This window comes from Acrocarpospora macrocephala, assembly GCF_009687865.1.
GTDB lineage: Bacteria > Actinomycetota > Actinomycetes > Streptosporangiales > Streptosporangiaceae > Acrocarpospora > Acrocarpospora macrocephala.
This window is the reverse complement of sequence record NZ_BLAE01000033.1, coordinates 112469-138022: the sequence shown is the minus strand read 5'-3', so window position 1 is coordinate 138022 and position 25554 is coordinate 112469. Positions and strand designations below refer to the sequence as shown.

At 72.3% G+C, this 25554-nt stretch carries 12 protein-coding genes (1 of these 12 running past the window's edge); 8 read left to right on the top strand and 4 right to left on the bottom strand.

Translation table 11 applies throughout. The features are described 5' to 3' along the window. Nucleotides 1-19: 19 nt before the first annotated feature. Both Amac_RS27055 and Amac_RS27050 read right to left on the bottom strand, forming a co-directional pair. Nucleotides 20-1066: an ornithine cyclodeaminase gene (locus Amac_RS27055; RefSeq protein WP_246268722.1), complete on the bottom strand. Its 1047-nt coding sequence runs from the start codon at nucleotides 1064-1066 to the stop codon at nucleotides 20-22. Beyond that, nucleotides 1063-2091 (bottom strand): pyridoxal-phosphate dependent enzyme, encoded by a 1029-nt coding sequence (locus Amac_RS27050; protein WP_155357222.1) that lies wholly within the window; start codon nucleotides 2089-2091, stop codon nucleotides 1063-1065. The genes Amac_RS27055 and Amac_RS27050 overlap by 4 nt, the downstream gene beginning before the upstream one ends. A gap of 233 nt (nucleotides 2092-2324) precedes the next feature. Between Amac_RS27050 and Amac_RS27045 the strand changes: the two genes are divergently transcribed. Both Amac_RS27045 and Amac_RS27040 read left to right on the top strand, forming a co-directional pair. Then, on the top strand, nucleotides 2325-4184 hold the full coding sequence (locus tag Amac_RS27045) for an AfsR/SARP family transcriptional regulator (protein ID WP_155357221.1): 1860 nt from the start codon (nucleotides 2325-2327) through the stop codon (nucleotides 4182-4184). An 84-nt stretch (nucleotides 4185-4268) separates the two neighbouring features. Continuing rightward, nucleotides 4269-4505: a helix-turn-helix domain-containing protein gene (locus Amac_RS27040; protein ID WP_155349147.1), complete on the top strand. Its 237-nt coding sequence runs from the start codon at nucleotides 4269-4271 to the stop codon at nucleotides 4503-4505. On the opposite strand, the gene Amac_RS27035 is transcribed toward Amac_RS27040, so the two are convergent. Both Amac_RS27035 and Amac_RS27030 read right to left on the bottom strand, forming a co-directional pair. Next, the gene (locus Amac_RS27035) at nucleotides 4492-5295 is read right to left on the bottom strand and encodes an alpha/beta fold hydrolase (protein ID WP_155357220.1); all 804 of its coding nucleotides are present in this window, start codon (nucleotides 5293-5295) and stop codon (nucleotides 4492-4494) included. The two genes, Amac_RS27040 and Amac_RS27035, sit on opposite strands and share 14 nt — an antisense overlap. Next, entirely contained in the window at nucleotides 5276-6562 is a 1287-nt protein-coding gene (locus Amac_RS27030) for an MFS transporter (RefSeq protein ID WP_155357219.1), read from the bottom strand. Before Amac_RS27030 ends, Amac_RS27035 begins: the two co-directional genes overlap by 20 nt. Nucleotides 6563-6751: 189 nt before the next feature. On the opposite strand from Amac_RS27030, the gene Amac_RS27025 reads away from it, so the two are divergent. From Amac_RS27025 to Amac_RS27000, 6 genes are all read left to right on the top strand, one after another. Further along, nucleotides 6752-12181, top strand: a complete 5430-nt coding sequence (locus tag Amac_RS27025; protein ID WP_155357218.1) for a type I polyketide synthase — start codon at nucleotides 6752-6754, stop codon at nucleotides 12179-12181. A 19-nt stretch (nucleotides 12182-12200) separates the two neighbouring features. Further along, nucleotides 12201-12404, top strand: coding sequence for an MbtH family protein (locus Amac_RS27020; RefSeq protein ID WP_155349151.1), 204 nt, complete (start codon nucleotides 12201-12203; stop codon nucleotides 12402-12404). Nucleotides 12405-12451: 47 nt separating this feature from the next. Then, the gene (locus Amac_RS27015) at nucleotides 12452-13363 is read left to right on the top strand and encodes an LLM class flavin-dependent oxidoreductase (protein WP_373869844.1); all 912 of its coding nucleotides are present in this window, start codon (nucleotides 12452-12454) and stop codon (nucleotides 13361-13363) included. Continuing rightward, nucleotides 13360-19188, top strand: coding sequence for a non-ribosomal peptide synthetase (locus Amac_RS27010; protein ID WP_155357216.1), 5829 nt, complete (start codon nucleotides 13360-13362; stop codon nucleotides 19186-19188). Before Amac_RS27015 ends, Amac_RS27010 begins: the two co-directional genes overlap by 4 nt. 100 nt (nucleotides 19189-19288) lie before the next feature. Next, nucleotides 19289-22753 carry a non-ribosomal peptide synthetase gene (locus Amac_RS27005; RefSeq protein WP_170322665.1) on the top strand — a complete coding sequence of 1155 codons (3465 nt, stop codon included), beginning with the start codon at nucleotides 19289-19291 and terminating at the stop codon, nucleotides 22751-22753. Continuing rightward, on the top strand, nucleotides 22750-25554 hold the beginning of the coding sequence (locus tag Amac_RS27000; RefSeq protein WP_155357214.1) for a non-ribosomal peptide synthetase. 3696 nt of this gene lie beyond the right edge of the window; only the first 2805 of its 6501 coding nucleotides appear in the window; the start codon lies at nucleotides 22750-22752; its stop codon lies beyond the right edge, outside the window. The genes Amac_RS27005 and Amac_RS27000 overlap by 4 nt, the downstream gene beginning before the upstream one ends.

The following is a 25554-nucleotide window of genomic DNA, read 5'->3' as shown; positions in this document are numbered from 1 at the left end:
CGGTCTCCTTCGCGGGGGGTCACATCGCCAGGCGGACGCCGGCGTCACGCCGGGCGGCCACCTCCTCCACGGCCTGGCCGAGGGCGATGTCGAGGATGGACATCCCGAACGGGTTACTGAGCACCACGTCGTGCTCGCTCCGGCGGCCGGGGTGGGCGCCGGTGAGGATCGCGGCGAGCGTGGTGTCCACCCGTCGCGCCGAGGGTTCTGGCGTGACCCCCGGATGGCTGCCGCCGTCGGGGCCGAGCAGCAGCCCGTCGCGGTGGAGCCGCCCGAGCAGCCGCCGGTGGTCGTGCCTGACCAGGTCCCAGTCGTCGACCACGACGAGCCCGGCTCGGCGTACGACGTCGGGGAGCACGTCGTCGAGGGACACGTGGGCGACGAGCGCCCCGGGCGCCAGCCACTCGAACGGCAGGTAGCCCTCGGTCACCGTGGTGACCGTGACCACCAGGTCGCGGCCGCGTACGCACGACTCCGCGTCGGCCGCCACCCGCACCTCGATCCGGTCGCGCACCGCCTCCGCCAGGGCGCGGGCGCGGAGCGGGTCGCGGTCGTAGAGGCAGACCTCGGTGATCCCGGCGGGCAGCAGGGCCAGGTGCGCCTTGGCGAGCGTGCCGCAGCCGATGAGCGCCGCGCCGCGCATGCCCGGGCGGCCGAGCAGCCGCGCGGTGAGGGCGGTGACGGCGGCGGTCCGGGTGGCGCTCAGGTAGGCCGACTCCATGATGGTCCTGGGCCAGGCGATCTCCGGGTCGAACATCATCAGCAGGCCCTGCGAGCGGGCCAGGCCCCGGTCGGGGTTGCCCAGGTTCCCGTTGATCGTCTTCACCCCGAGCGCGAGACCACCGGACAGCCGCAGCCCGCCGGGCATGGCCAGCGACCGGGCGGCCGTGCCCGCCGAGGTCTCCCAGCCCAGGTAGGCCTCCTCGGGCAGCATCGTCTGCCCCCGGCCATGCCGGACCAGCGCGTCCTCCACCACCGCCAGGACGTCGATCTCCGCGCAGCACTCGATCACGGCCGCCCTCGGCAGGTAGCGCAGCTCGCTCGCCGGATACTCGGTGAAGTTCACGGGCGCGGATCCTCCAGGTGGAAGCGGACGCCGTCGGCGCGCAGCCGCGCCGCGGCCTCGGCGACGGCGGCGGTCAGCCGGTGGCGGGCCAGCCAGCCGTCGTCGTAGACGGTGTCGGCGTAGGTCAGGCCGGTGTCGGCGCACAGGCAGAGCGGGCGGCGCGGCGCACCGGGGGCGGCCAGGTCGCGCAGGCAGGCGGCGACCACGCTGCCGCTGGAACCGCCCAGCGCCACGCCGGTGTCGGCGCGGAACAGGCGGCAGACGGCGACGGCCTCCGGGTCGGGGACGCGGTAGGCCCGGTCGTAGGTGCCCGGCGGCAGGAACGCCGAGCGGCGGCTCGCGCCCAGGCCGTTGATCAGGCGCGGCCCGGTGGCGGGGCCGGTGGCGAGCGAGCCCTCGGCGTCCACCGCGACCACCCTGACGCCCCGGTCCAGCGCGTGCAAATGGGCGGCGACGCCGGACAGGGTGCCGCCGGTGGAGACGGCGATGTAGACGGCGTCCAGTCCTGGCCCGCCCTGGGCGGCGATCTCGGGGCCGGTGGTGCGCTCGTGGATGCGCGGGTTGGCGGGGTTGCCGTACTGGTCGGTCCAGCGGTAGTGCGGGTTGTCGGCGAGCAGCCGGTCCACGGCGCGGAGCCGGGTCAGCAGGTAGCCGCCGTAGCCATCGGGTTCGTGCACCTCGTGGAGTTCGGCGCCGGTCGCGACCAGCCGCTGCCGGGTCGCCCGGGGGGTGCCGGGGTCCAGGACGGCGATGAACCGGCAGCCGAGGGCCGCCAGCAGCCGGGCCAGGCCGAGGCCGAGGTTGCCAGAGGTGGACTCGACCACCACCGTGCCCGGGGTCAGCGGGCGTTCCCGGTCCAGCGCCATCAGCAGGCCCGCGGCGGTCCTGTCCTTGATCGAGCCGGTGGGGTTGCCGCTCTCCAGCTTCAGCAGCACGCCGTGCGCGCGCCCGCGCAAGGAGATGTCGAGGCGCACCACAGGGGTGCCGGTGATGGCCGAGTGGAGTACCTCCAGCGGGGACAGCATCAGCGGTACCTCACGGCTGCTTGACGATTCCCCTGCAGGATCGAGTCCGCGCCGGTTATCGGGAAGGGCGTTGGCGAGTTGTCGCCAGCTGAACAAGTGACGTTACGAACTGCCAGGTTGGCGAGTAATGCCCTGGAATACCCGATGAACATGTGGACTGTGGGGCTTCACAGACGTAGACAATTTGTGAAGATCAGGGCGTGCGGCAACTTGAGTTCCACACACTTGGACCGTTGGAGATCTCCGTTGACGGCAGGGCGTGCTCGCCTGGCGGCAACACCCAGCGGGGTCTGCTCGCGATCCTGCTGCTCAACGCCAACCAGGTCGTCCCGGTCAGGGAGATCATCGACGAGCTCTGGGACGAGCCTCCGGAAACCGCGCTCGGCCAGATCCAGACGCGGGTGTGGCGGCTGCGCGTGCTGCTCAACGGCTCCGGCGGCAAGACCGACGGCTCGCCGCTGGTCACCCGCCCCGGCGGCTACATGCTCAGGGCCGACCAGGAGGCGCTCGACTTCGCCCGGTTCGGGGCGGGGGTCGACAGCGCCCGCGCCATGCTCGCCTCCGGGCGGGTGGAGGCGGCCGTCCGGGTGCTGGAGGACGCGCTGACCCTGTGGCGCGGCCCCGCCTTCAGCGACGTGGACCTGGCCACCGTGCGGACCGCCGCGGCCACCCTGGAGGAGCTGCGGCTGGCCGCGATCGAGGAGCAGGTGGACGCGGGCCTGACCCTGGGGCGGCACCGGAGGCTCGTCCCCGAGCTCCAGGTCCTGGTCGAGCGGCACCCGCTGAACGAGCGGCTGCGCGGCCAGCTCATGCTCGCCCTGTACCGCTCGCAGCGCCAGGCCGAGGCGCTGGAGATCTACCGGGACGGCCACCGGCGGCTGGTCGAGCTCGGCGTCGAGCCCCGCGCCCAGCTGCAGGACCTGCACCAAGCCATCCTCACCTCCGCTCCGCAACTCGACCCGCCACGGACCGTGCCCGCCCCCGCGCGGCCCGCCCCGGCGCCCCCATCCCCGCAGGGGCGGCGCGAGCTGCCGCCCGACCTCGCCGACTTCACCGGCAGGGCCGACACGATCGACGCGCTCACCCGGTTCCTGTCCGGCTCGGCGGCCCACGCCGGGCTCGCGGTCGCCGCCATCACGGGCCGCGCGGGCACCGGCAAGACGGCGCTGGCCGTGCACGTGGCCCACCTGCTGGCCGACGCGTTCACCGACGGCCAGTTCTTCGTGGACCTGCGCGGCCTGGACCGCCAGCCGGTCGCGCCGGCCACCGTCCTGGCCCGGCTGCTGCACCGGCTCGGCGTCGAGGACGGCGACGTCCCCGCCGACGAGGCGGAGCGGTGCGCCCTCTACCGCGCCAGGATGGCCGGCCGCCGCGTCCTGCTCGTGCTCGACGACATCCGCGGCGAGGCCCAGATCCGCCCGCTGCTGCCCGCCGGGTACGGCTCCGCCGTGATCGTCACCAGCCGCCGCCGGGTCTGCGGGGTGCCCAACGCCCGCGCCTTCGATCTCGACGTGCTCGCCGAGAGCGAGGCGGTGGACCTGCTGAGCCGCGCCGCGGGCCCGGAACGCGCCGCGGCCCGCGCCGACGCCCGCCGCATCGCCGACCTGTGCGGGCGGCTGCCGCTGGCGCTTCGGGTGGCCGGAGCCCGGCTGAGCGGCCGCCCGCACTGGCGGCTGAGCCGCCTGGCCGACCTGCTGGAGCACGAGCGCGGACGCCTGGACGCGCTCTCGGCCGGGGGCCTGAAGGTCCGCGCCAGCCTGGCGCTGAGCTACGAGAGCCTGGACGCCCCGGCCGCCCGGCTGTTCCGCCTGCTCGGCACGCTGGCGGCGCCCACCTTCGCGGGCTGGGTCGCCGGACCCCTTCTAGGCGAAACCGGCGCGCACCCGGAGGAGCTGATGGAGACCTTGGCCGAGGCCCGCCTGATCGACGTCGCCGGCGTCGAGGACTGCGGCACGGTCCGCTACCGCATGCACGTGTTGTTCCGTCTGTACGCCCGGGAGCGCGCCGAGGCGGAGGAACCCCCCGGCGAACTGGACGCCGCGCTGCGCCGGCTGGCGGGAAGAGCTGTGAGAGAGGGTGAAGAGTGGGTGTAGAGGACAACCCAGGCGCCAAAGCATAGCGTGGCTCATGTTCGATCCGGCCAGATCCTCGGGGACCTGCGGAGAGGAACAGCGGTCATGGATGATGTCGTCTCCCGGCCCGAGGCTACGCGCCGTACCCTTCCAGATCACCTGCACGCCGTGCTGCTCCAGCTGCTGAGCGGCGCCACCGACCAGACGGCGAGCAACCGCCTGGGCATCTCGCCCCGCACCTACAGCCGGCGCGTGTCGGAGCTGCTGGAACACCTGGGCGTGGAGAGCCGCTTCCAGGCGGGCGCCGAGGTGGCCCGGCGCGGCTGGCTCAGGTCCGGCTGAGGAAGTCCACCAGGATCCGGTTGACGACCTGCGGGCGCTCCATGAAGCCGAAGTGCCCGCAGCCGGGAACCTCGGCGTACTTGGCGCCCGGGATGGCGTCGGCCACCTCCTTGCCCAGGGCGGGGGGCATCACCAGGTCGTCGGAGAACGCCACCACCAGCACCGGCCGCCGCACCCCGCCGAGCGCCTCGCGCCGGTCGCCGGCGAGCGTCGCCTCGTACTGCAGGGCCGGGCCCTCGCCCGTGGTGGGGAAGGCGGTCAGCACGTCGAGCCAGTCGGCGGCGGCCCGGTCGTCGGCGAGCGTGCGGGGCGAGAAGAGCTGGCACATCATCGCGACGGCCGCGTGCTCCGCGGACCCGGTCTCGGGCCGCCTGACCCGGTCGGCGCTGGCCCTGGTCATGGCGGCGCGGAAGTGGTCGGCGCGGGCCCGGGTGCCCAGCAGCACGGCCGAGGCGACCAGCTCGGGGTGGGCGAGCGCGAGTTCCTGCCCGATCATCGCCCCGAGCGAGGCCCCCACCACCCGGACGGGGCCGCCCACCACGGCGCGGATCAGGCCGGCCGCGTCGGCGACCAGCTCGGCCAGCGGGTACGGCCCCGGCGGGCAGGCCGACGGCGCGGTGCCCCGGCTGTCGAAGGTGATCACCCGGTGCCCGGCCGCGAGCAGGGCGGGCACCTGGTGCAGGTCCCAGATCCCGGCCTTGGACGCCGCCGGGGAGACCAGCAGCACCGGCGGCCCCGACCCCGTGTCGGTGTAGCTGAGCTCGACCCCGTTACTCCTGATCGTCGGCATCCACGCTCCCGGTCCTGCTCCACAGCCCGGTGGAGTACCGGGTCAGCGCGATCACGAACAGTATGGCGATCACGGCGGCGGCCACCAGGACCGGTGTGCGCAACCCGATCTCCCGGCCGCCGAAGAACTGGCCGAGCGTCACCAGCAGCCCGCCGATGGCCGAACCGAGCGGCAGCGGGCCCCACGAGATCAGCCGGTAGATGCTGTTGACCCGGCCGAGCAGGCCCTCGGGCACGATCCGCTGCCGGTAGCTGATCGTGATGATGTTCCAGGACAGGCCCAGGCCCGCGCTGGCGGACAGGGCCAGGGCGACCACGATGCCGCTGCTGGTCAGGCCGACGATGACCAGGGCCACGGCGCTGCCGGCCAGGGAAGCCAGCAGCACCCGGCGGGGGCCGATCCGGCGCTCCAGCCACGGGGTGCCCTGGGCGCCGATCATGCCGCCGATGGCGCCGACCATGAACAGCAGGCCGTACTGCACGGCGGTGAGGCCCAGGATCTCCTGGGCGAACAGCACCTGGGTGGCGATGGCGACCGCGCCCGCCATGTTGAGCACGCCCAGCAGGAGCCCCAGGTCGCGTAGCGGGCGGTGTCCCCAGAAGAACTTCAGCCCGGCGATCAGGTCGGCGCGCATCGACTTCGACGGCTCTACGGCTTGGGGTTCCGCCGTCGGCAGCATCATCACCAGCAGGCCGGAGGCGACGAACAGGACGGCGTCCACGGTGAACGGGACCGCCAGCGCGACCCCCACCAGCAGCCCGCCGACCCAAGGGCCGACGAAGACCCCGGCGACGGTGTCGGCGATGGTCAGCCGGGCGTTGGCCACCTGCAGCCGCTCCCGGACGACCAGCCGCGGCAGGATCGTCTGGGCGGCGTTCTCGTTGGCCACGGTGAGCGTGCCCAGGGTGAACGCGACGACGTACAGGATGGCCAGGGCCATCAGGTCCAGGTAGAGCGCGAGCGCGATGCCGCCGACCAGGGCGGCGCGGCCCCAGTGGGTCGCGGCCAGCACCCGGCGGTGGTCGGCGCGGTCCACGATCGCGCCGATCGGCAGGCTGAGCAGCAGCCACGGCAGCTCGGCGGCCACCCCGATCAGCGCGATCAGCAGCGGTTCCCTGGTCAGGGAGGTGGCCAGCCAGGGGAAGCCGACCGCGCTGATGCCGGTGCCGAGGTTGGCGATGAGGAATGCCGCCCAGAGCATCCAGAAGCGACTCCCCAGCCCGCGGCTGGGTGGCAGGGGCAGGGTCTGGCTCGGTCGCGACACCACGCGGCGACGCTCCTTCCTCCGGCGGCACCGGCGACACGCCCAGTGATGCGGTCAGCGCACCAAGCGGGGGGAAGGCCCGTCAACTCCGCTGGCGACTTGTCGCCAACCAGCTGTTTCGTCCTTGCCGGGCCGCGTGTTGTCTCGCAGCCTTGAGCTTGCCGAGGACCGGTGATCACTTCAGGAGCGCAGATGACGGCGGAGAGCGCGGCCAGCGGGCAAGTGGCGATCATCGGCATGGCCGGTCGATTTCCCGGGGCGCACGACATCGGGGAGTTCTGGCAGAACCTGGTGAACGGGGTCGAGTCGATCACGTTCTTCACCGACGAGGAGCTACGCGCCGCCGGCACGCCGGAGGACCTGCTCGCCTTCCCCAACTACGTCCGCGCCGCGCCGATCGCGCCCGACACGGAGTTCTTCGAGCCCGCCTACTTCGGCATGTCGACGCGCGAGGCGGAGATCCTCGACCCGCAGCACCGCGCCTTCCTCGAGGTGTCCGACACCGCGCTCCAGCACGCCGGGTACGACCCGGCCCGCTACCCGGCCAGGATCGGGGTCTTCGGCGGCGTCGGCATCAACAGGTACCGCGAGCTGAACGTGATCCGCAACAGCGACGCGATCCGGCTGATGGGCCACTTCGCCATCGACCTGTCCAACACCAGCGACTACGTGGCCACCCAGACGGCCTACCGGCTGAACCTGCGCGGGCCCGCCACGACCACGCTGTCGGCCTGCTCGACCTCGCTGGTCGCGGTGCACACCGCGTGCCGGGCGCTGCGCACCGGCGAGTGCGAGATCGCCCTTGCCGGCGGCGTGGACGAGCCGTTGCCGCGGGTGTCCGGCTACTTCTACGAGGACGGCGGGATCTTCTCCGCCGACGGCCACGCCCGCGTCTTCGACGCCAGGGCCAAGGGCACGATCTTCGGCAGCGGGGCGGGCGTGGTCGTGCTCAAGCGGCTGGAGGACGCCCTCGCCGACCGCGACACCATCCACGCCGTCATCCGCGGCTCGGCCATCAACAACGACGGCTCGGCCAAGGGCGCGTTCGCCGCGCCGAGCGTGCCGGGGCAGGTGGCCGTCATCCTGGCCGCGCTGGCGAGCGCGGGGGTGAGCGCCGCCGACATCGGTTACGTGGAGGCGCACGGCACCGGCACCCTGGTCGGCGATCCGATCGAGGTGGCCGCGCTGACCCAGGCGTTCCGGACTCACACCGGCCGGGTGGGGGACGTGCCGATCGCGTCGGTCAAGTCCAACGTCGGCCACCTGGGCGCGGCGGCCGGCATCACCGGGCTGATCAAGACCGTGCTGTGCCTGTCCCACCGGGCGCTGCCGGCCAGCCTCAACTTCGAGGAGCCCAACCCGGGCATCGACTTCGCCTCGTCCCCGTTCCACGTCAACACCCAGCTCACGCCGTGGAAGGTCAACGGGCATCCGCTGCTGGCCGGGGTCAGCTCCTTCGGCGTCGGCGGCACCAACGCGCACATGATCGTCGAGGAGGCGCCCGTTCGGGAGGCTGGGCCCAGCGGCTGGCCGTACCAGCTGATTCCGCTCGCGGCTCGCACGCCGACGGCGCTGGAGAGTCTTGGCGCGCTGGTGGGCGGGCATCTGGAGGAGCGGCCCGGCGATCTGGCCGACGCCGCCTACACCCTCGCCCTGGGCCGTACGGCTCGCGCCTCGCGCGGGTTCGTGGTGGCGGGCGGCGCCGCCGAGGCGGCCGAGCGGCTGATCGGCGGCGTCCCGGCCGGGCATCCGGCGCTGGCCCCGCCGCGCGGCGGCGAGCGCGAGGTCGTCTTCGTCTTCCCCGGCCAGGGCGCCCAGCACGCGGACATGGGCCGCGACCTGTACGACACCGAGCCGGTCTTCCGCGCCGAGATCGACGCCTGCGCCGAAACGCTGCTCCCGCTCACCGGCTGGGACCTGCGCGAGCGGCTCTACCAGGGCGGCGACCTGAACGAGACGGCCGTCACCCAGCCCGCCGTCTTCGCGGTGGAGTACGCGCTGGCGGCGCTGCTGCGCTCGTGGGGGGTGGAACCGGCGGCGATGGCCGGGCACAGCATCGGCGAGTACGTCGCCGCCTGCCTGGCCGGAGTCCTGGACCGCGACGACGCGCTGGCCCTGGTCGCGGCGCGCGGGGCGCTCATGCAGGGCCTGCCGCGCGGCGACATGCTGGCGGTGCCGCTGGCCGAGGAGCAGCTGGTCCCGATGCTCGGTCCGGGGCTCGACCTGGCCGCCGTCAACGCCCCTGACCTGTGCGTGGTGTCGGGACCCGCCGAGGCCGTGGCGGAGCTGCGGGAGACGCTGGAGGTGCAGGGTGTTTCGGGTCGCCCGCTGCACACCTCGCACGCGTTCCACTCGGCGATGATGGAGCCGATCCTGGCCGAGTTCACCGCCAGGGTGGCCGCGGTGGAGCTGCGGGAGCCGACCCTGCCGTACGTGTCGAACGTGACCGGGACGTGGATCACCGGGGCGCAGGCCACCGACCCGGCGTACTGGAGCGAGCATCTGCGCCGCTGTGTGCGGTTCGGCGACGCGGTGCGGCTGCTGGCCGACGGGCGGCGCCGGGTGCTGGTGGAGGTCGGGCCCGGGCAGACGCTCACCACGCTGGCCCGCCGCCAGCTGGACGCCGGGCAGGCCGGCCTCGCGGTGCCGACGATGCGGCATCCGCAGCAGCGGCAGTCCGACGTGGTGGCGCTGCTCACCGCGGTCGGGCAGGTGTGGCAGGCCGCGGGCCGGATCGACTGGGAGGCGTTCTGGCGGGAGGAGGAGCGGTCGCGGATTCCGCTGCCGACCTACCCGTACGAGCGGCAGCGCTGCTGGGCCGAGCCGGACCCGGAGTCAGAGCAGATTACTGTCGCCGGGCCGCGCGACACCGGTCCCTATTATGTGCCGGTCTGGCGCGAGACTTCGGCGCGGCCTCCGGCGACCCCCGACAGCGGCCTGTGGGTGGTGTTCTCGCCCGGGCACGGCCTGGTGGAGGAGCTCGTCCGCCGCCGCAGGGCCGAAGGGCTGCCCGTTGTGGCCGTGGTTCCCGGTTCCGAATTCGCGGAAGGCGACCGGTTCACCGTACGGCCGGGCGAGCCGGCGGACTACGGCGCGGTGTTCGCCCAGACGGGCGGCGAGGAGCGGCTCACCATCGTTCACGGCTGGTCGGCCGCCGACACCGCGGACGGCTGGCTCGACCTGGGCTTCTACAGCGTGCTCAACCTGCTGCAGGCGCTCGCCCGCCAGCGCAGCGCCCCCGACGCCGACCTGGTCGTGGTCTCCACCGACATGAACGACGTCTCCGGCGACGACCCCGTGGTCCCGGCCAAGGCCGCCCTGCTCGGCCTGATCAAACTGGTGCCCAAGGAGCTCACCGGGATCGGCTGCCGCGGCGTCGACTTCAGCGGCACCGGCGACCCGGTCGCGGACGCGGCGCGGCTGGCGGCGGAGATCTCGGCCGTCTCCCAGGACGACCAGGTCGCCTACCGAGGCCGCAAGCGCTGGATCTGGGGCTACGACCAGGTGGACCTGGACCGGCCGACCGGGGAGCCGCTGCGCGAGGGCGGCGTCTACCTGATCACCGGCGGCCTGGGCGGCTTGGGCCTGGTGCTGGCCGAGGACCTGGCCGCGCGGGTGAACGCCCGCCTGGTGCTCGTCGGCAGGACCGGCCTGCCCGGCCGCGACCAGTGGGACGCCTACCTGGCCGCGCACGACCCCGCCGACCCGATCGCCCGCAAGATCCGCCGCGTCCGCGCGCTCGGCGAGAACGTCCTGGTGATCGCCGCCGACGTCGCCGACGCGGCCGCGATGCGGGAGGTCCGGCAGCGGGCCGAGGCGGCGTTCGGGCCGGTCGAGGGCGTCTTCCACGCGGCCGGGATCTCCGGCGGCGGCATGCTGGAGACCCGCTCTCCGGAGGCAGCCGCGCAGGTGTTCGCCCCCAAGGTCGGCGGCCTGTACGCGCTGGAGGAGGTCTTCGGCGACGAGCTCGACCTGCTCGTCCTGTACTCCTCGATCGCCGTCATCTCCGGCGACTTCGGCCTCGGCGACTACTGCGCGGCCAACGCCGTCATGGACGCCTACGCCCAGTCCCGCGCCGGCGGGCGCACCCGGGTGCTGTCCATCAACTGGCCGATCTGGTTCAACGTCGGCATGGCGCACGACACGTACGCCCCCGCGGTCCTCACCGACTTCGAGCGCGGCGACCGCTACGAGCCGGTCGACCATCCGCTGCTGGACAGCCGCCTCCACCAGCTCTACTCCGACGACGTGGTCTTCGTGAAGCGCCTGTCGGAACAGGACTGGGAGGCCTCCGAGCACCGCCTGCAAGGGCTGCCGACGATGCCGGGCACCAGCCTGGTGGAGATCGTCAGGGCCGGGTTCGAGCTGGCCACCGGCGACCCGAGGGCCGAGATCAGGGACCTGGTGTTCATGCGCCCGCTCTCCTTCGAGCAGAGCCGCAACATCCGGGTGCAGTACCGGCCGGACGGCGAGGGCGGCTACCAGGTGTCGATCCTGGACGCCGACGACGGCTCCGGCCAGGAGATCGCCGAATACACCCGGGCCCGGGTCAGGCACGCCCCTGCGGAACAGGTTCCCACCCACGACCTGGGCACCCTGCGCGCGATCTGCGACCAGGAGGACACCCCCGCGTACGAGCCGAGCATCGGCGGCCTGACCGTCGGCCCGCGCTGGGACAACATCCGCGGCCGCTGGCGGGGCCAGGACGCCGAACTCGTCCTGGTCGAGCTGCCCGAGGCCTACCTGGGCGACATCCCCCGGTACGGCCTGCACCCCTCGGTGCTGGACAGCGCCAACGCGCTCGGCCAGAGCATCGCCGCCGACGCCCGCTTCCTGCCCTTCGGCTACGACCGGGTGGTGGTCCGGGGCAAGCTGCCCGCCCGCGTCTACAGCCACATCCGGCACCGCGACGACACCACCGGCGACATCACCCGCAGCGACATCACGATCATGGACGAGGCGGGGACCGAGCTGGTGTCCATCGAGGGGTTCACCCTCCTCGCGTACGACACCGAGGGCAACGCCGACGTGATGCCGCCCGAAGCCCCGATCGCCGCCATCGCCGAACCCTCCGCCGCCGCCGACCTGGAGCTGCGGCTGCTGCGCGAGGCCGACCTGGAGTTCGGCATCCACCCGGAGGCCGGCTCCGCCGCGCTCTGGCAGATCCTCGCCAGCGGGGTGGCGCCGCAGCTCATCATGTGCCCCGACGGGCTGGGGGAGCGGCTGCGCCGGGCCGCGGGCGTCACCCGCGAGGCGCTGCGCGCGCAGATGGCGCAGGCGCCGCAGCGGGCCGCGACCGTCACCACCCGGACCCTCACCAACCCCTACGTCGAACCGGAGAACGCCGCGCAGCGGGCGCTGGCCGGGTTCTGGGAGGACTCGCTCGGCGTGGACCGGGTCGGCGTGGACGACGACTTCTTCGACCTCGGCGGCAACTCGCTGATCGCGGTCCAGCTGGTCGCCCGGATCAGGGAGCACTTCAGGACCGAGCTGGCCGTGGCCGTGCTGTTCGAGTGCCGCACCGTGCGCAACCTCGCCGCCGACCTCGAGAGCGTGCTCGCCGAGCAGGTCGCGGCCATGTCCGAAGAGGACGCGGCCGCGCTGCTCGCCGCCCTGGAATAGCCCATCGAGAGGGGATCACATGTTTGAGGACGACGACGACCGGGAGTACACGGTCGTGATCAACCACGAGGAGCAGTACTCCATCTGGCCCACCCGCCGGGTCATCCCCGACGGCTGGTCGGAGGTCGGGAAGTCGGGCCTGAAGGCCGACTGCCTGGCCTACATCGAAGAGGTCTGGACGGACATGCGGCCCCGCAGCCTGCGCGAGCGGATGGGCGGCTGAGGTTGCCCGCCACGACCGGAGTGGTGATACACGGGCAGGACCTGCCCGTGGCCGAGATGCTCGAGCGGGCCCGCCTCGCCGAGAAGCTCGGCGCCGACGCCGTGTGGCTGGTGCAGCTGCCCAGCCTGCGCGACAGCGCCGCCGTGCTGGCCGCGATGTGCGGCGTCACCGACCGGGTCACCCTGGGCGCCGGCGTGCTGCCCTACTACACCCGGCCTCCGGTCACCATGGCCCAGACCGCGCTGACGATCGACGAGCTGTCCGGCGGGCGGTTCGCGCTCGGGGTCGGCACCGGGCACCGGCTCACCGCCGACTGGATGCTCGGCCGGCCTGCGGACGCGCCGGTGCCGTCCATGCGCGAGTATCTGGAGGTCGTCACCGCTCTGGTGCGCGACGGCGAGGTGCACACCACCGGCTCCCGGTTCCGGGCCAACGCCGTCTACGTCTCGCCGCGCCGCGCCGCGCTGCCCGTGTACGTCGGCGCGTTCGGGCCGGCGCTGGCGGAGCTGGCCGGGCAGGTCGCGGACGGGCTGCTGGTGTGGATGTGCACGGCCGATCACCTGCGCGAGGTGGTCATGCCCGCGTTGCGGCGGGGCTTGCGTGCCGCCGGGCGCTCCTTGGACGGGTTTCCCGTTGTCGCGATGGTTCCCGGCGCGGTTTGCGACGACCTGGATCAGGATCGGGAGCTGTTGCGACGCTATCTCGCCGCGTACGCGCGGGTGCCCTCCTACCGGCGGATGTATGAGCGGAGCGGGTTCGGGGGCGACCTCGGGCGTGGCGTGGTCGGGGATGAGATGCTCGCCGCCATCGCCGTGCTGGGTGTCGAGGACGACATCCGCGCCATGGCGGATCGGTACGAGCGTGCGGGGGCGACTCAGGTCGTCATCACGCCCATGGCCTCCGCGCATCACGACCGCACGCTGTTCACCCGTACCGTCGAAGCGCTGGCCTGCCGATGACCGGGACGTTGCATGGAGCGGTGCTGGCGGCGGCGGCGCGTAGGCCCCGGGCGGTCGCCGTCGTGTGTGGCGCGGAGCAGCTGACCTATGGGGAGCTCGCTGAGCGTTCCTTGGCGCTGGCGGGGCGGTTGCGGGCGCTGGGCGCGGGGCCCGAGCGGGTGGTCGGGGTCTGCGTGCCGCGCGGGGTACGGCTGGCGGTGGCGCTGCTGGCCGTGCTGGAGGCGGGGAGCGCGTTCCTGGTAGTGCCGGTGGGATCCCCTGAACGGCGCGCGCGGGCGATCCTCGCCGACGCCGGGGCGACCATCGTGGTCGGTACTTTTGCGGGGCTCACGAACGTGGACGTGGACCGGCCCGGCGGGCCCGCCGTCGCGGCCTGGCCGGAGGTTCCGCCGGAGGCGGCGGCCTACGTCGTCTACACGTCCGGGTCCACTGGGACGCCCAAAGGGGTCGTCGTGGCGCATGGGGCGGTGGCGGCGCATGTGCGGGCCATGGCTGTACGGCTGGGGGTTGGGCCGCGGGACACCGTTCTGCAGGTGGCCGGGGAGTCGGTGGACGTCGCGATCGAGCAGTTGTTCGTGGCGCTGGGCAGTGGGGCGACCGTGCTCATGCGTGGCCCTGATCCGTGGGGGACCGCCGAGGTGCGCCGTGCTCTCGGTGACGGCGTGACCGTGGCCGATCTGCCCGCCGCGTTGTTCGCGGAGCTCATGGCGGAGGAACGCGCGCTGCCCGCTGGGTCGTTGCGGTTGCTGCTGGCGGGTGGGGAGCGGCTTCCGGTTCAGGCCGCGCGCCGTTATCTGGGCGCGCATCGTGTGCCGCTGGTCAACGCGTACGGGCCGACGGAGGCTGTGATCACCGCCAGCCTGCATGAGGTGGTTTCGGCCGAGGCGGAGCAGGTGCCGATCGGGCGGCGGGTCGGGGTTCGGCGGCTGGCGGTTCTGGATGGGGAGTTGCGGCGGGTCCGTGGTGGGCGGGGCGGGGAGCTTTACATCGGCGGCGACGCTCTGGCCCGGGGGTACTTGGGGCGTCCGGGGGAGACGGCGGAGAGGTTCGTGCCCGATCCGTTTGGGCCGCCGGGGGCGCGGATGTATCGCACGGGGGATCGGGCGGCGCGGCGGAAGCCGTACGGGCTGGAGTTTCTCGGGCGGGTGGACGAGCAGGTCAAGATTCACGGGCATCGGGTGGAGCCCGGTGAGGTGGAGGCGGCGCTGGGCGCGCATCCGGCGGTGGCGCGGTGCTGCGTGGTCGCCGGGCCCGATCGGCTCGACGCCCATCTCGTCGCCGCCGGCAGCCCGCCGTCTCCTGGGGAGCTGCGGGCGTGGCTGGCCGAGCGGCTGCCGCCGTGGATGATTCCGGGGGCCTGGCACCTGCACGACCGGCTGCCCGTCACGGCGGCGGGCAAGCTCGACCGGGCCGCGCTGCCGCGGCGGCCGATGGAGGCTGGGAGTTCGGGCCCGCCCAGGACCCCGATGGAGCGTGAGCTGGCCGGGATCTGGCGGCGGGTGCTCGGACTGCCCTCGGTCGGCGTGGACGACGACTTCTTCCAGCTGGGCGGCACCTCGATCGGCGCGATGCGGGTGCTGGCGGCACTGCGCGCCTCGACCGGCGTGGAACTGGAGCTGCGCGAGGTATTCGCGGCCCCGACCGTCGCCGGGCTCGCGGCACTCGCCGGTTCCGGCCGGTCCCGCTCGCCCTGGCCACCGCTCACCGCCGCGGGTGGCGGGCCGGGGGAGGCGCCGCTGTCGCTCGCCCAAGAGCAGATCTGGTTCCTCGAGGAACTCCAGCCCGGCAACATCGCCTACAACGCCCCCACGACGTTCCGGCTGGCCGGGCCGCTCGACCACGCCCGCCTGGAAGACGCGGTCACCCGGCTGGTCGAACGGCACGAGGTGCTCAGGACGACAGTGGCGACCGGCGCCGACGGAGGCCCGGTGCAGCGGGTACATCCGCCATACCGGGTGGAGATCCCCCTGGTGGAGGTGGACGAGGCCGGACGCGAGGCGACCGTGCTCGCCGAAACACGCATCCCATTCGACCTGACCCGGCTACCGCTGGTGCGCTGGACACTGCTACGCCTGAACCCCCTGCTCCACGAACTCGTGCTCGTCGAACACCATCTCGTCCACGACGGCTGGTCGTTCGCGCTGCTGGTACGGGGGCTCTCGGCGCTCTACCGGGGGGAATCGCCGGAACCGCAGGTGCGCGGCTTCGCGCAAGTGCAACAGCGGCCGGACATGCCAGAACTGCGGGTTCGGTCCGGCGACTTCGCGGACGGGCAACGGGGGACGGATCTGCCGGAACCGCAGGCCAAATACGGCGATTTCGCGAACGGGCAACGGCAGGCCGATCTGCCGGAACCGCAGATCCAGTACAGCGATTTCGCGCGCTGGCAGCGGCAGGCCGATCTGTCGGAACAGAGGGCGTACTGGACGCGGCGGCTGCACGGCGCCGACGACTCCCTGGACCTGCCCTACGACCGGCCCCGGCCGCTGGGACCGGCGTTCGCGGGCGCGGCCCACCGGGTGGAACTGCCCGCCGAACTGTCGCATCGGATCCGCAACTACGCCCGCGCCCGGGGAGTGACGCTGTTCGCCACGCTGCTGGCGGCCTACGCGACACTCCTGCACCGGGTCGGCGGCCAGCGAGACCTGTGCGTCGGTTCGGCCTTCGCCAACCGCCGCGTCCCGGGCAGCGAGAACGTTCTCGGGATGTTCGTCAACCCGGTGACCCTCCGCTTCGACCTGACCGGAAACCCCAGCTTCGCCGACGTGCTCAGCCAGGCCATGGAGGTCGCCCTCGGCGCCCAGGCCAACCAGGAACTCCCGTTCACCCGAGTGGTGGAAGCACTGGCTCCGGCCCGTACGCCAGGCCGCAATCCGCTGTTCGCGGCGATGTTCAACATGGACGACGCACCACTCGGCCCGATCGACCTGGGCGACGTCCACGGAACCTACCTAGAACGCCAGAACGGCACCGCCAAGGTAGACCTCTCCGTCCTGGCGGTTCCCCGCGCGGAACGCCAGACAGATCTCCCCGCCAACGAGCGCGACCCCCGAATCACCATGATCTGGGAATACCGCGCCGACCTGTTCACCCCCACCACGATCACCCGCCTCACCCACCAGTACGAGCACCTCCTCACCGCCGCCCTCAACGACCCAAATCTGCCGGTCGGCGAACTGACTCTGGAACACCCAGACCCCGCCCAGGCCCGGGTCGAGCCGGATGTGCTGGCCGGCGAGTTGGCTTTGGATGGCGCGGATCTCGTTCAGGTGCTCGTCGGGCCGGATTCGCCGGTCGGCGAGTTGGCTTTGGGCCGCGTGGATCCCGTTGAGGTGCTCGTTGGGCCGGATGTGTCGGTCGGCGAGTTGGCTCTGGGTCGCCCAGACCCTGCCCAGGCTCTGGTCGAGTCGGATGTGCCGGTCGGCGAGTTGGCTTTGGATCGCGTGGATCCCGTTGAGGTGCTCGTTGGGCCGGGTGTGCCGGTTGGCGAGTTGGCTCTGGGTCGCCCAGACCTCGCCCAGGCTCTGGTCGAGTCGGATGTGCTGGTCGGCGAGTTGGCTTTGGATCGCGTGGATCCCGTTGAGGTGCTCGTTGGGCCGGATGTGCCGGTTGGCGAGTTGGCTCTGGGTCGCTCAGACCTCGCCCAGGCCCTGGTTGAGCCGGATGTGCCGGTTGGCGAACTGGTCCTGGGTCGCCCCGACCCGGTTCAGGTCCTTGTCGAGCGGCACGCTGCTGCCCATCCCGGTGCGGTCGCGGTCCGGCTCTGCGGCGGTGGCTTACTCGCCTACGGGGAGCTGAATCGGTGGGCCAACCAGGTCGCGGCCTTCCTGCGGCGCTCGGGAGCGGGTCCGGAGCAGGTTGTCGCCCTGTGCCTGGACCGGGACCTCGCCATGCCGCCCGCTGTGCTGGGTGTGCTCAAAGCGGGCGCGGCCTACCTTCCACTGGACCCCTCCTGGCCGACGGAACGCCTCCGCCACGCACTCCTCGACACTTCGGCGACGATCATCCTGACCACCGCGCGGCTCAAGCCCTCCCTCGCCCTCGCTGTCGGCGGTTCCGCCACGGTCGTCGCCGTGGACGCACTCGCCGGGCCGGACGAGGGGAACCGGCCGCCCGTCGCCGATCCGGAGAACGCCGCCTACCTGATCACGACGTCGGGATCCACCGGACGGCCCAAGCGGGTCGTGCTGACCTACGGCGGGCTTGCGGCGGAATACCAGGCCTGGGCGGAGGCCTACCAACTGCGCCCCGGCGCGCACGCGCAACTCGCCGCGTTTCCGTTCGACGTGTGCACGGGCGATCTGGTCCGGGCGCTGGCCAGCGGCGGCACGCTGGTGATCTGCCCACGCGAGACCGTCCTCGACCCGGCCGCGCTCTACCAGGCGCTGCACGACAACGACGTGCGCTACGCCGAGTTCCTCCCCTCGGTCGTGCGGCTGCTGGTCGACCATTGCGCCGCCACCGGCGAGAGCCTGTCGTTCCTGCGGCTCATCGCCGTCGGCGGAGAACCGTGGACCCCGGCGGAATACCGGGCGCTGCGCCGCGTGACCGGTCCTGGCCCACGCATCCTCAACGTGTACGGCGTGACCGAGGCCACGGTCGGCAGCACCCTGTGGGACGGGGTCTTGCAGGACGAGGCCTTGCAGGACGGGACCTTGCGGAACGAGATCTTGCCGGACGAGATCTTGGGGGATGGGGCTTTGCGGCACGAGGTCTTACAGGACGAGGCCTTGCAAGACGGGACCTTGCGGAACGAGATCTTGGGGGATGGGTCCTTGCGGCACGGGGCCTTACAGGACGAAATCTTCCGGGACGGGGCTTTACGGGACGAGGCCGCCATCGGCGGTGCGCTGTGGCTGCCCATTGGGCGCGGGCTGCCCGGCGTCACTGCCCGCGTCCTGGATCAGGCTGGGCGACCCGCCGCTACCGGGACGGCCGGGCAGATCCACCTCTCCGGCCCCACCCTCGCGCGCGGTTATCACGGTGAGCCCGCCCGAACCGCAGAACGGTTCGTGCCTTGTCCGACGGGCCCGCCCGGCGCCCGCTCCTATGCCACCGGAGACCGCGGCCGGGTGCGCCCCGACGGTGCCATCGAGTTCCTGGGCCGCGCTGACGACCAGGTAAAGGTCCGCGGCTTCCGCGTCGAACCCGGCGAGATCGAAGCCGTGCTGCGCACCTGCCCCGGCGTCCGCGACGCGGTCGTGGTCGCCTGCCGCGACGTGGGCGCCGACCCCGCTGGTCAGGCCACGGGGCGGTCCGAACGGCTCGCCGCGTACCTGATCGTCGCCCCCGGGAGGGTTGCCGACCTGCGGGAATGGCTCGCGTCGCGGCTGCCGGACTACATGATCCCCGGGTCGTTCACCGAGGTGCCCGCCTTTCCGAGGACCAGCTCCGGCAAGGTGGACCGACGGGCCCTGGCCGAGACCGCACCGCCCGTGTCCGACCTGCCATTTGTGGCGCCTCGGGACGAATTGGAACTGACAGTAGCCACGGTGCTCGGCGAGGTGCTGGGCGTGCCACGGGTGGGCGCCTTCGACGACTTTTTCGCCCTCGGCGGGCACAGCCTGCTGGCCGCACGCGCCGCCATCCAGTTGCGGGCTCGGCTCAACCGCGAGGTGTCCGTACGGGACCTGCTCGCCGCGCCGACCGTCGCGGCCATCGCCCAGCGGGTCGCGGCGAAGGAACTCGCGCTCACCCTCCCGCTGGTGCCCGCGGGCCGGGAGGCGTACCGGATGGACGCCGACCTCTTCGACGACCCCGACGGAATCGATGGATTCGACGAGCCCGGCGGGTTCGGCGGAATCGGTGCGGAGGTGGCCCGGTGAGCTCGGTCGTCGCGGTTCCCGCCTTCTACGCGCAGGAACGGTTCATCGATGGGTTGGACGAGCCCGGCGGGTTCGGCGGAATCGGTGCGGAGGTGGCCCGGTGAGTTCGGTCGTCGCGGTTCCCGCCTCCTATGCGCAGGAGCGGTTTTGGTTCCTGGAACAGCTCGCCGGCGGGCCGCCGCCGCACACGATGCACCTGGCGCTGGAACTCACCGGCCCGCTGGACGTCCCAGCTTTCCACGCGGCGCTGCAGCGGGTGGTCGCGCGGCACGAGTCGCTGCGCACCACCTTGCGGCCGGTCGGCGGCCGGCCTCGTCAGGTGATCGCGGACGAACTCGCCGTCGCGCTGCCGGTGATCGACATCGGGCCGGGCGAGGTTGAGGCGCACGCCGCCGAGCACGCGCGGCGGGCGTTCGATGGCCCGCTGGTGCGCAGCGAGATGCTGCGGATCGCCCCCGACCGGCACGTCTGGCTGCTGGCCGTGCATCACGCGATCTGCGACGGGTGGTCGGTGGGGGTGCTGCTGGACGAGCTGAGCGCGGCCTACCGGGGCGCGGAACTGCCGCCGCTTCAGTTGCAGTATGCCGATCACGCCCTGTGGCAGCGTGCGTTGGTCGAACGCGGTGAGCTGGATCGGGGGATCGCCTACTGGGCGCAGTCGCTGGCAGGAGCGCCACCGCTGCTGGAACTGCCGGTGGACCGGCGCCGACCTAGCGTGCGAGGGTACCAGGGCGCGCTTCTCGCCGTGGACCCGCCACCTGCCGCGCTGTCCAGGCTGGCCAGGGAACTGCGGGCGACGCCGTACACCGCGATGCTGGCGGCCTTCGCGCTGCTGCTGCACCGGGTGAGCGGCGCTGAGGATCTCGTGATCGGGACCACGCACGCGGGCCGCGACCGCCCCGAGACAGAGGCGCTGATCGGGTGCTTCGCGAACACGCTCCCGCTCCGAGTCCAGGTACGGCCCCGAGAGGGATTCCGCGATCTACTCGCCCGAGCGCGGGAAACGGTGCTGGCCGCCCACGAGCATGCCTCAGTGCCCTTCGACCGCATCGTCCACGCCGTCAACCCCACCCGCACACCAGGCCACAACCCCCTGTTCCAGGTCATGCTGGACGCCGAACCCCTCTCGTCGGGACGACTCCACCTGGACGGCATCGAGATCACCCCGCTGACCGTGCTGGACCGGCGTGTCTCCCTGTTCGACCTCAGCCTCACCGTCACCGGCGACGCCCACCTGCTCGCCGAGTACAGCACCGAACTCTTCGAGACCCCCACCGCCACTTCCCTACTCGCCTGCCTGCGCCCCCTCCTGTCGGCGGCCGTCACCCACCCCACCCGCCCGATCACCGAACTCCCGCTGCTCGACACCCACGACCGAGCCAGAATCCTCGCCACACCGCCCAGCGTCCCCCGACCCACTCCCGAACCGTGCACGACCAGCGCACTTCAGCCCACTCCCGATCAAAAGATGTCCGGCGGATCCCCGCTGACTCCCGAGTCGCGCATGCCCAGCGTCCTCCGGGCCTCTCCCGAACCGTGCACGCCCAGCGCACCCTGGTTTACCCCCGAACTGCGCACACGTAACGCCCTTCGGTCCGCTCCTCAACCGCACACGCCCAGCGCATCCCCGCTCACCCCCGAACCGCGCACTTCCAGCGCACCCCGGTTGGCCCTTGAACCCCCCACGCCCAGCCCGGTGGCGGTGATGTCGGGGTCGGAGCGGCTCACCTACGCCGAGTTGTGCCTGGCCGCTGATCGGCTGGCCGGGCAGCTTGGGCAGCGCGGTGTGGGGCCGGGATCGCTGGTCGCGGTCTGCTGTGACCGGTCGCCGGAGGCGATCATCGCGATCCAGGGTGTGCTGCGGGCCGGGGCGGCCTACCTGGCGATTGAGCCGGACCAGCCCGCGGAGCGAATCGCCGATCTTCTCGGCCACGCGGCCCCGGCCGCCGTACTTACCACCGCCCGGTACGCGACCGCCCAGCACGCGACCGGCCTCCCACCGGACGCGCTCGTGGTGACTCTCGCGGAGACTTCGCATCAGGTCAGCTCTGCGGAGAACGCGCTCGTCGTGGCTCTCACGGAGACCGGGGCTCCGGGGGAACCGGCGCAGGCGTGGCCCGAGGCCGGTCCCGACGACCTCGCCTATGTGATGTTCACGTCGGGGTCGACCGGGCGGCCCAAAGGGGTCGAGGTCACTCGGGGCGGGCTTGAGGCCTATGTGGCGGCCGATCTCGTGGCGTACGGGCTGAACTCGGAGGATCGGGTGCTTCAGTTCGGCTCGCTGGGGTTCGACCTCAGCGCGGAGGAGATCTTCCCCTGTCTGGCCGCCGGGGCTGCCCTGGTTCTGCGCTCCGACGACATGCTGGACAGCCCGCAGACCTTCCTGGAGACGGTAGCCCGGCTCGGCGTCACCGTCGCGCATCTGCCCACGTCCTACCTGAACCTCCTGTGCGCCGCCATAGCCGAGGACGGCGCGCCGGTGCCCGAGTCGCTGCGGCTGGTCGTGATCGGCAGCGAGCCCGCCGACCCGGCCCAGCTCGCGCGCTGGCGCCAGGTCGCCCCCTCGGTACGGCTCGCGCACGCCTACGGCGTCACGGAGGCGAGCATGGTCTCCGCCATCGCCCACCTGGACGCGAGCACCGACCGGGCCAGGGTCACGATCGGCCGCGCCATCCCGGGAACCGAGATCCACCTCCTGGACGGGGAGCTGGAACCCGTGCCCGACGGGGTCCCCGGCGAGATCCACATCGGCGGGCTCGGGCTGGCCCGGGGTTATCTCCGCGCGCCCGGCGCCACGGCCGACCGTTTTATCCCGCACCCCTTCGCCACCGGCCGCCGCCTCTACCGGACGGGCGACATCGGCCGACGTTTCGCCGACGGCTCCCTGGAGTTCGTACGCCGCGCCGATAACCAGATCAGCCTGCGCGGTTACCGGATCGAGCCCGCGGAACCCGAGTCGGTCCTGCGCCGGCATCGGTCCGTGCGGGACGCCGCGGTGACCGTACGCGCCGGGAATCTGGTCGCCTACCTCGTTCCGAGCGAGGAGGGGGAGACCAGCGCACGTGCGATCCGGGTGCACGCGGCCCGGCTGCTGCCGGGTCACCTGGTTCCCGCCGCGTACGTGTGGCTGCCTTCCCTGCCCAGGACAGGCAGCGGGAAGATCGACACGCAGGCGCTGCCCGATCCCGTTCCCGCCCGCGCCGACCGGGCTGAGCTGTCCGGAGAGACCCAGCACGCGCTGGCCGAGATCTGGTGCGAGGTCCTCGGAGTCGCCGAAGTCGGCCCCGACGACGACTTCTTCGACCTGGGCGGCCACTCGCTCTTGGCCGCCCAGGTCGCGGCCCGGATGCGCCGCCGCCTCGGGGTGAGCGCGGGCGTCCGCCTGATCTTCCAGCACCCCCGCCTGGCCGACGTGGCCGACGCCGTCGACCGCGCGACGGCCTCACCCGGACCGGAGATCGCCACCGCGACCCGCCTCCGCGCCAGCCGCGCCCTGGCCGCAGCTGTCGGCGACACCCCGGAACTGGCCGAGCTCTTACGCGGACTCGGAGGTGACCCCCGATGACCGAACTAGCCCCACCAACGGAAACCCTGGTCGCACCGGTCTCCCTGGGCCAGCGACGGCTGTGGTTCGTGGACGGCTTGGCGGGTGGTGGTCGGGATTATTCGGTGGTGTGGCCGTTGCGGCTGACCGGGGTTTTGGATGTGGATCGCCTGAATGGGGCGTTGTCGGCTTTGGTGGCGCGTCATGAGGTGTTGCGGTCGCGTTTTGTGGGGGTGGATGGCGAGCCGGTGATGGTGGTGGATCCGCCTGTCCCGGTTCGGGTGGAGTGGGTCGGCGCGTCGGGAGGATCTGGTTCGCCGGAGGACGTGGTTGCGGGGTTGGTTCGGGCGGAGGGGCGGCGGGTTTTCGATCTGGCTGCTGGGCCGGTGGTGTTTTTCCGGTTGGTGCGGGTGGGTGCCCGGGAGCATGTGCTGGTGGTGTCGGCGCATCACATCGTTTTTGACGGCTGGTCCGGGACGGTTTTCCTACGGGACCTGGCCGCTTTGTACCGCGGAGACGCGCTAGCGGATTTGGTGGTGTCGTTTTCGGATTTCGCGGTGTGGGAGCGCGAGAACGGGGTGTCGCAGGAGAGTCTGGCGTTTTGGCGGGAGGCGTTGAGCGGCGCGGATCCGGTGCTGGACTTGCCGTTGGATCGGCCTCGTCCGGTGCGGCGGAGTGGGGCGGGGGAGCGGGTGCCCTTCGGTCTTGATGCGCAGGTGACCCGGCGGCTGGTCGAGGCATGCCGGGGTGAGGGCGCGACCTTGTTCATGGGGTTGTTGGCCGCGATGAATGTGGTGATCTCGCGCTACTGCGGGAGCGGCGAAGCGGTGGTCGGGACCTTTTCCTCTAATCGGGTGGTGCCGGAGTTGGAGGAGCTGGTCGGCTTCTTCGTCAACACCCTGGTTCTGCGGACCGACTTGAGCGGCGATTCAGGTTTGGGCGAGGTGATCCGGCGGTCCCGGGACACCGCCGTGAACGCTTTCGCTCATCAGGAGGTTCCTTTCGACCGGATCGTGGAGGAGCTGGCTCCGGCTCGTACGCCGGGGGTGACGCCGTTTGTTCAGGTTGCGGTGGTGGTGCAGAACACGCCCGAACCGACGGAGGAGTTCGCGCCAGGTCTGCGGGTTAAGCCGGTTCCGGTCGAGGTGAGCACGGCCGCGTTCGACTTATCGCTGCACGCCTGGCAGAGCGAGACCGGTGAGTTGGAGGGGTTCCTGGAGTACTCCACCGAGTTGTGGGATCGGGGGAGTGCCCAGCGGCTGGGAGATGCGTTGCGGCTGGTGCTGGAGGCGGGGCTCGCCGATCTGGACCTGTCCATTCACGAACTGCCTCTGGTTCCACCCCTAGTGCAGGAAGTGGATCAGTCGACCCCGGCGCGACTCCTGCACGAGTTGATCGTTGAGCAGGCGGTTCGGTGTCCTGGCGCGGTCGCCGCGACTTGTGCCGGAGCCGAGCTGACCTACGGCGAGCTCGAACATCGCGCGCGTCGGCTCGCAGCCCGGCTGAACGAGCTCGGCGTCTCACCGGGGACGACTGTCGGCGTCTGTCTCGAACGATCGCTTGACGTGCCGGTCGCGCTGCTGGCTGTGCTCTTGGCCGGAGCCGCGTACCTGCCGCTGGAACCCGAATACCCGCGGGAACGCCTGACGTACATGATCGAGGACTCGGGGACGACGGTGGTCATCACCGACGATGCCTCCGCTTCTCGCCTTCCGGAAGGGCTCCGGCTCGTTCGGGTCGCGGATGGCGTCGCGCCGGATTCCTTGAGTGAGGCCGGATATGGGCCGGACAGCCTCGCGTACGTTATCTACACCTCCGGCAGCACCGGACGGCCCAAAGGAGTCGGAGTTCCGCACGGCGCTGTCACGCGGCGGGTCAGCGAACCGGCCTGGCTGCCGCTGGACGGGCACGAGGTGTTCCTGTTCGCCACCCCGCTCTCGTTCGACGTGTCGGTCCTGGAGGTGTTCGGCTGCCTGGTCAACGGGCACACCCTGGCGATCCTGCCGCCGGGAAAGGCGCTGCCCGAGCGGGTCGCCGCGTTCCTGGCGACCGAACCGGTCACCGTGACCTGGCTGACCGCGGCGCTCTTCCACGCCGTCGTCGACTGCGCCGAGCGCCCGTTCCCGACCGTACGCTGGCTGATCGCGGGCGGGGACCAGCTGTCCGCCGACCACGTCGGGCGGGCCGCCGCGCTGGTCCCGAACGGCCAGGTCATGAACGGGTACGGCCCGACCGAGTGCACCATCTTCAGCACCTGCTATCCGGTGCCGCGCGACCACACCGGGCATGTGCCCATCGGCGACGCGCTGCCGTACACCGGCGTGAGCATCGTGGACCGGCGTCTCCACCGCGTGCCGGACGGTGTCACCGGCGAACTGCTCGTCGGGGGTGACGGGCTGGCCCGAGGGTATCTCGGGCGGCCGGGGCTGACGGCCGAGCGGTTCGTGCCCGATCCGCGCCCGGGAGCGGCGGGGCGGCGGCTCTACCGGACCGGGGACCTGGTGCGACGCCGCGGCGACGGGCTCATCGAGTTCCTCGGCCGGGCCGACCAGCAGGTCAAAATCCGGGGATTCCGGGTCGAACTGGCCGAGATCGAGGCGGTGCTCCGCAAGCATCGGTCGGTACGGGACACCGTGGTCACCGCGCCCGAGCACGAGGGCGACCGCAGGGTGATCGCCTACGTGGTCGCGGAAGGGGCGTGGCCGGGGCCGAGCGAGATGTTCCGGCACGCGCGGCTGGCGCTGCCCGAATACATGGTGCCGTCGCAGTTCGTCCTGCTCGACGCGCTGCCGGTCAGCCCCAGCGGGAAGGTCGACCGGGCG

What these genes read in the sequence shown, in the direction of transcription:
- Amac_RS27020 (WP_155349151.1), top strand. Translation starts at nt 12,201, where the DNA reads ATGTTTGAGGACGACGACGACCGGGAGTACACGGTCGTGATCAACCAC.
- Amac_RS27040 (WP_155349147.1), top strand. Translation starts at nt 4,269, where the DNA reads ATGGATGATGTCGTCTCCCGGCCCGAGGCTACGCGCCGTACCCTTCCA.
- Amac_RS27050 (WP_155357222.1), bottom strand. Translation starts at nt 2,091, where the DNA reads ATGCTGTCCCCGCTGGAGGTACTCCACTCGGCCATCACCGGCACCCCT.
- Amac_RS27010 (WP_155357216.1), top strand. Translation starts at nt 13,360, where the DNA reads ATGACCGGGACGTTGCATGGAGCGGTGCTGGCGGCGGCGGCGCGTAGG.
- Amac_RS27035 (WP_155357220.1), bottom strand. Translation starts at nt 5,295, where the DNA reads ATGCCGACGATCAGGAGTAACGGGGTCGAGCTCAGCTACACCGACACG.
- Amac_RS27025 (WP_155357218.1), top strand. Translation starts at nt 6,752, where the DNA reads ATGACGGCGGAGAGCGCGGCCAGCGGGCAAGTGGCGATCATCGGCATG.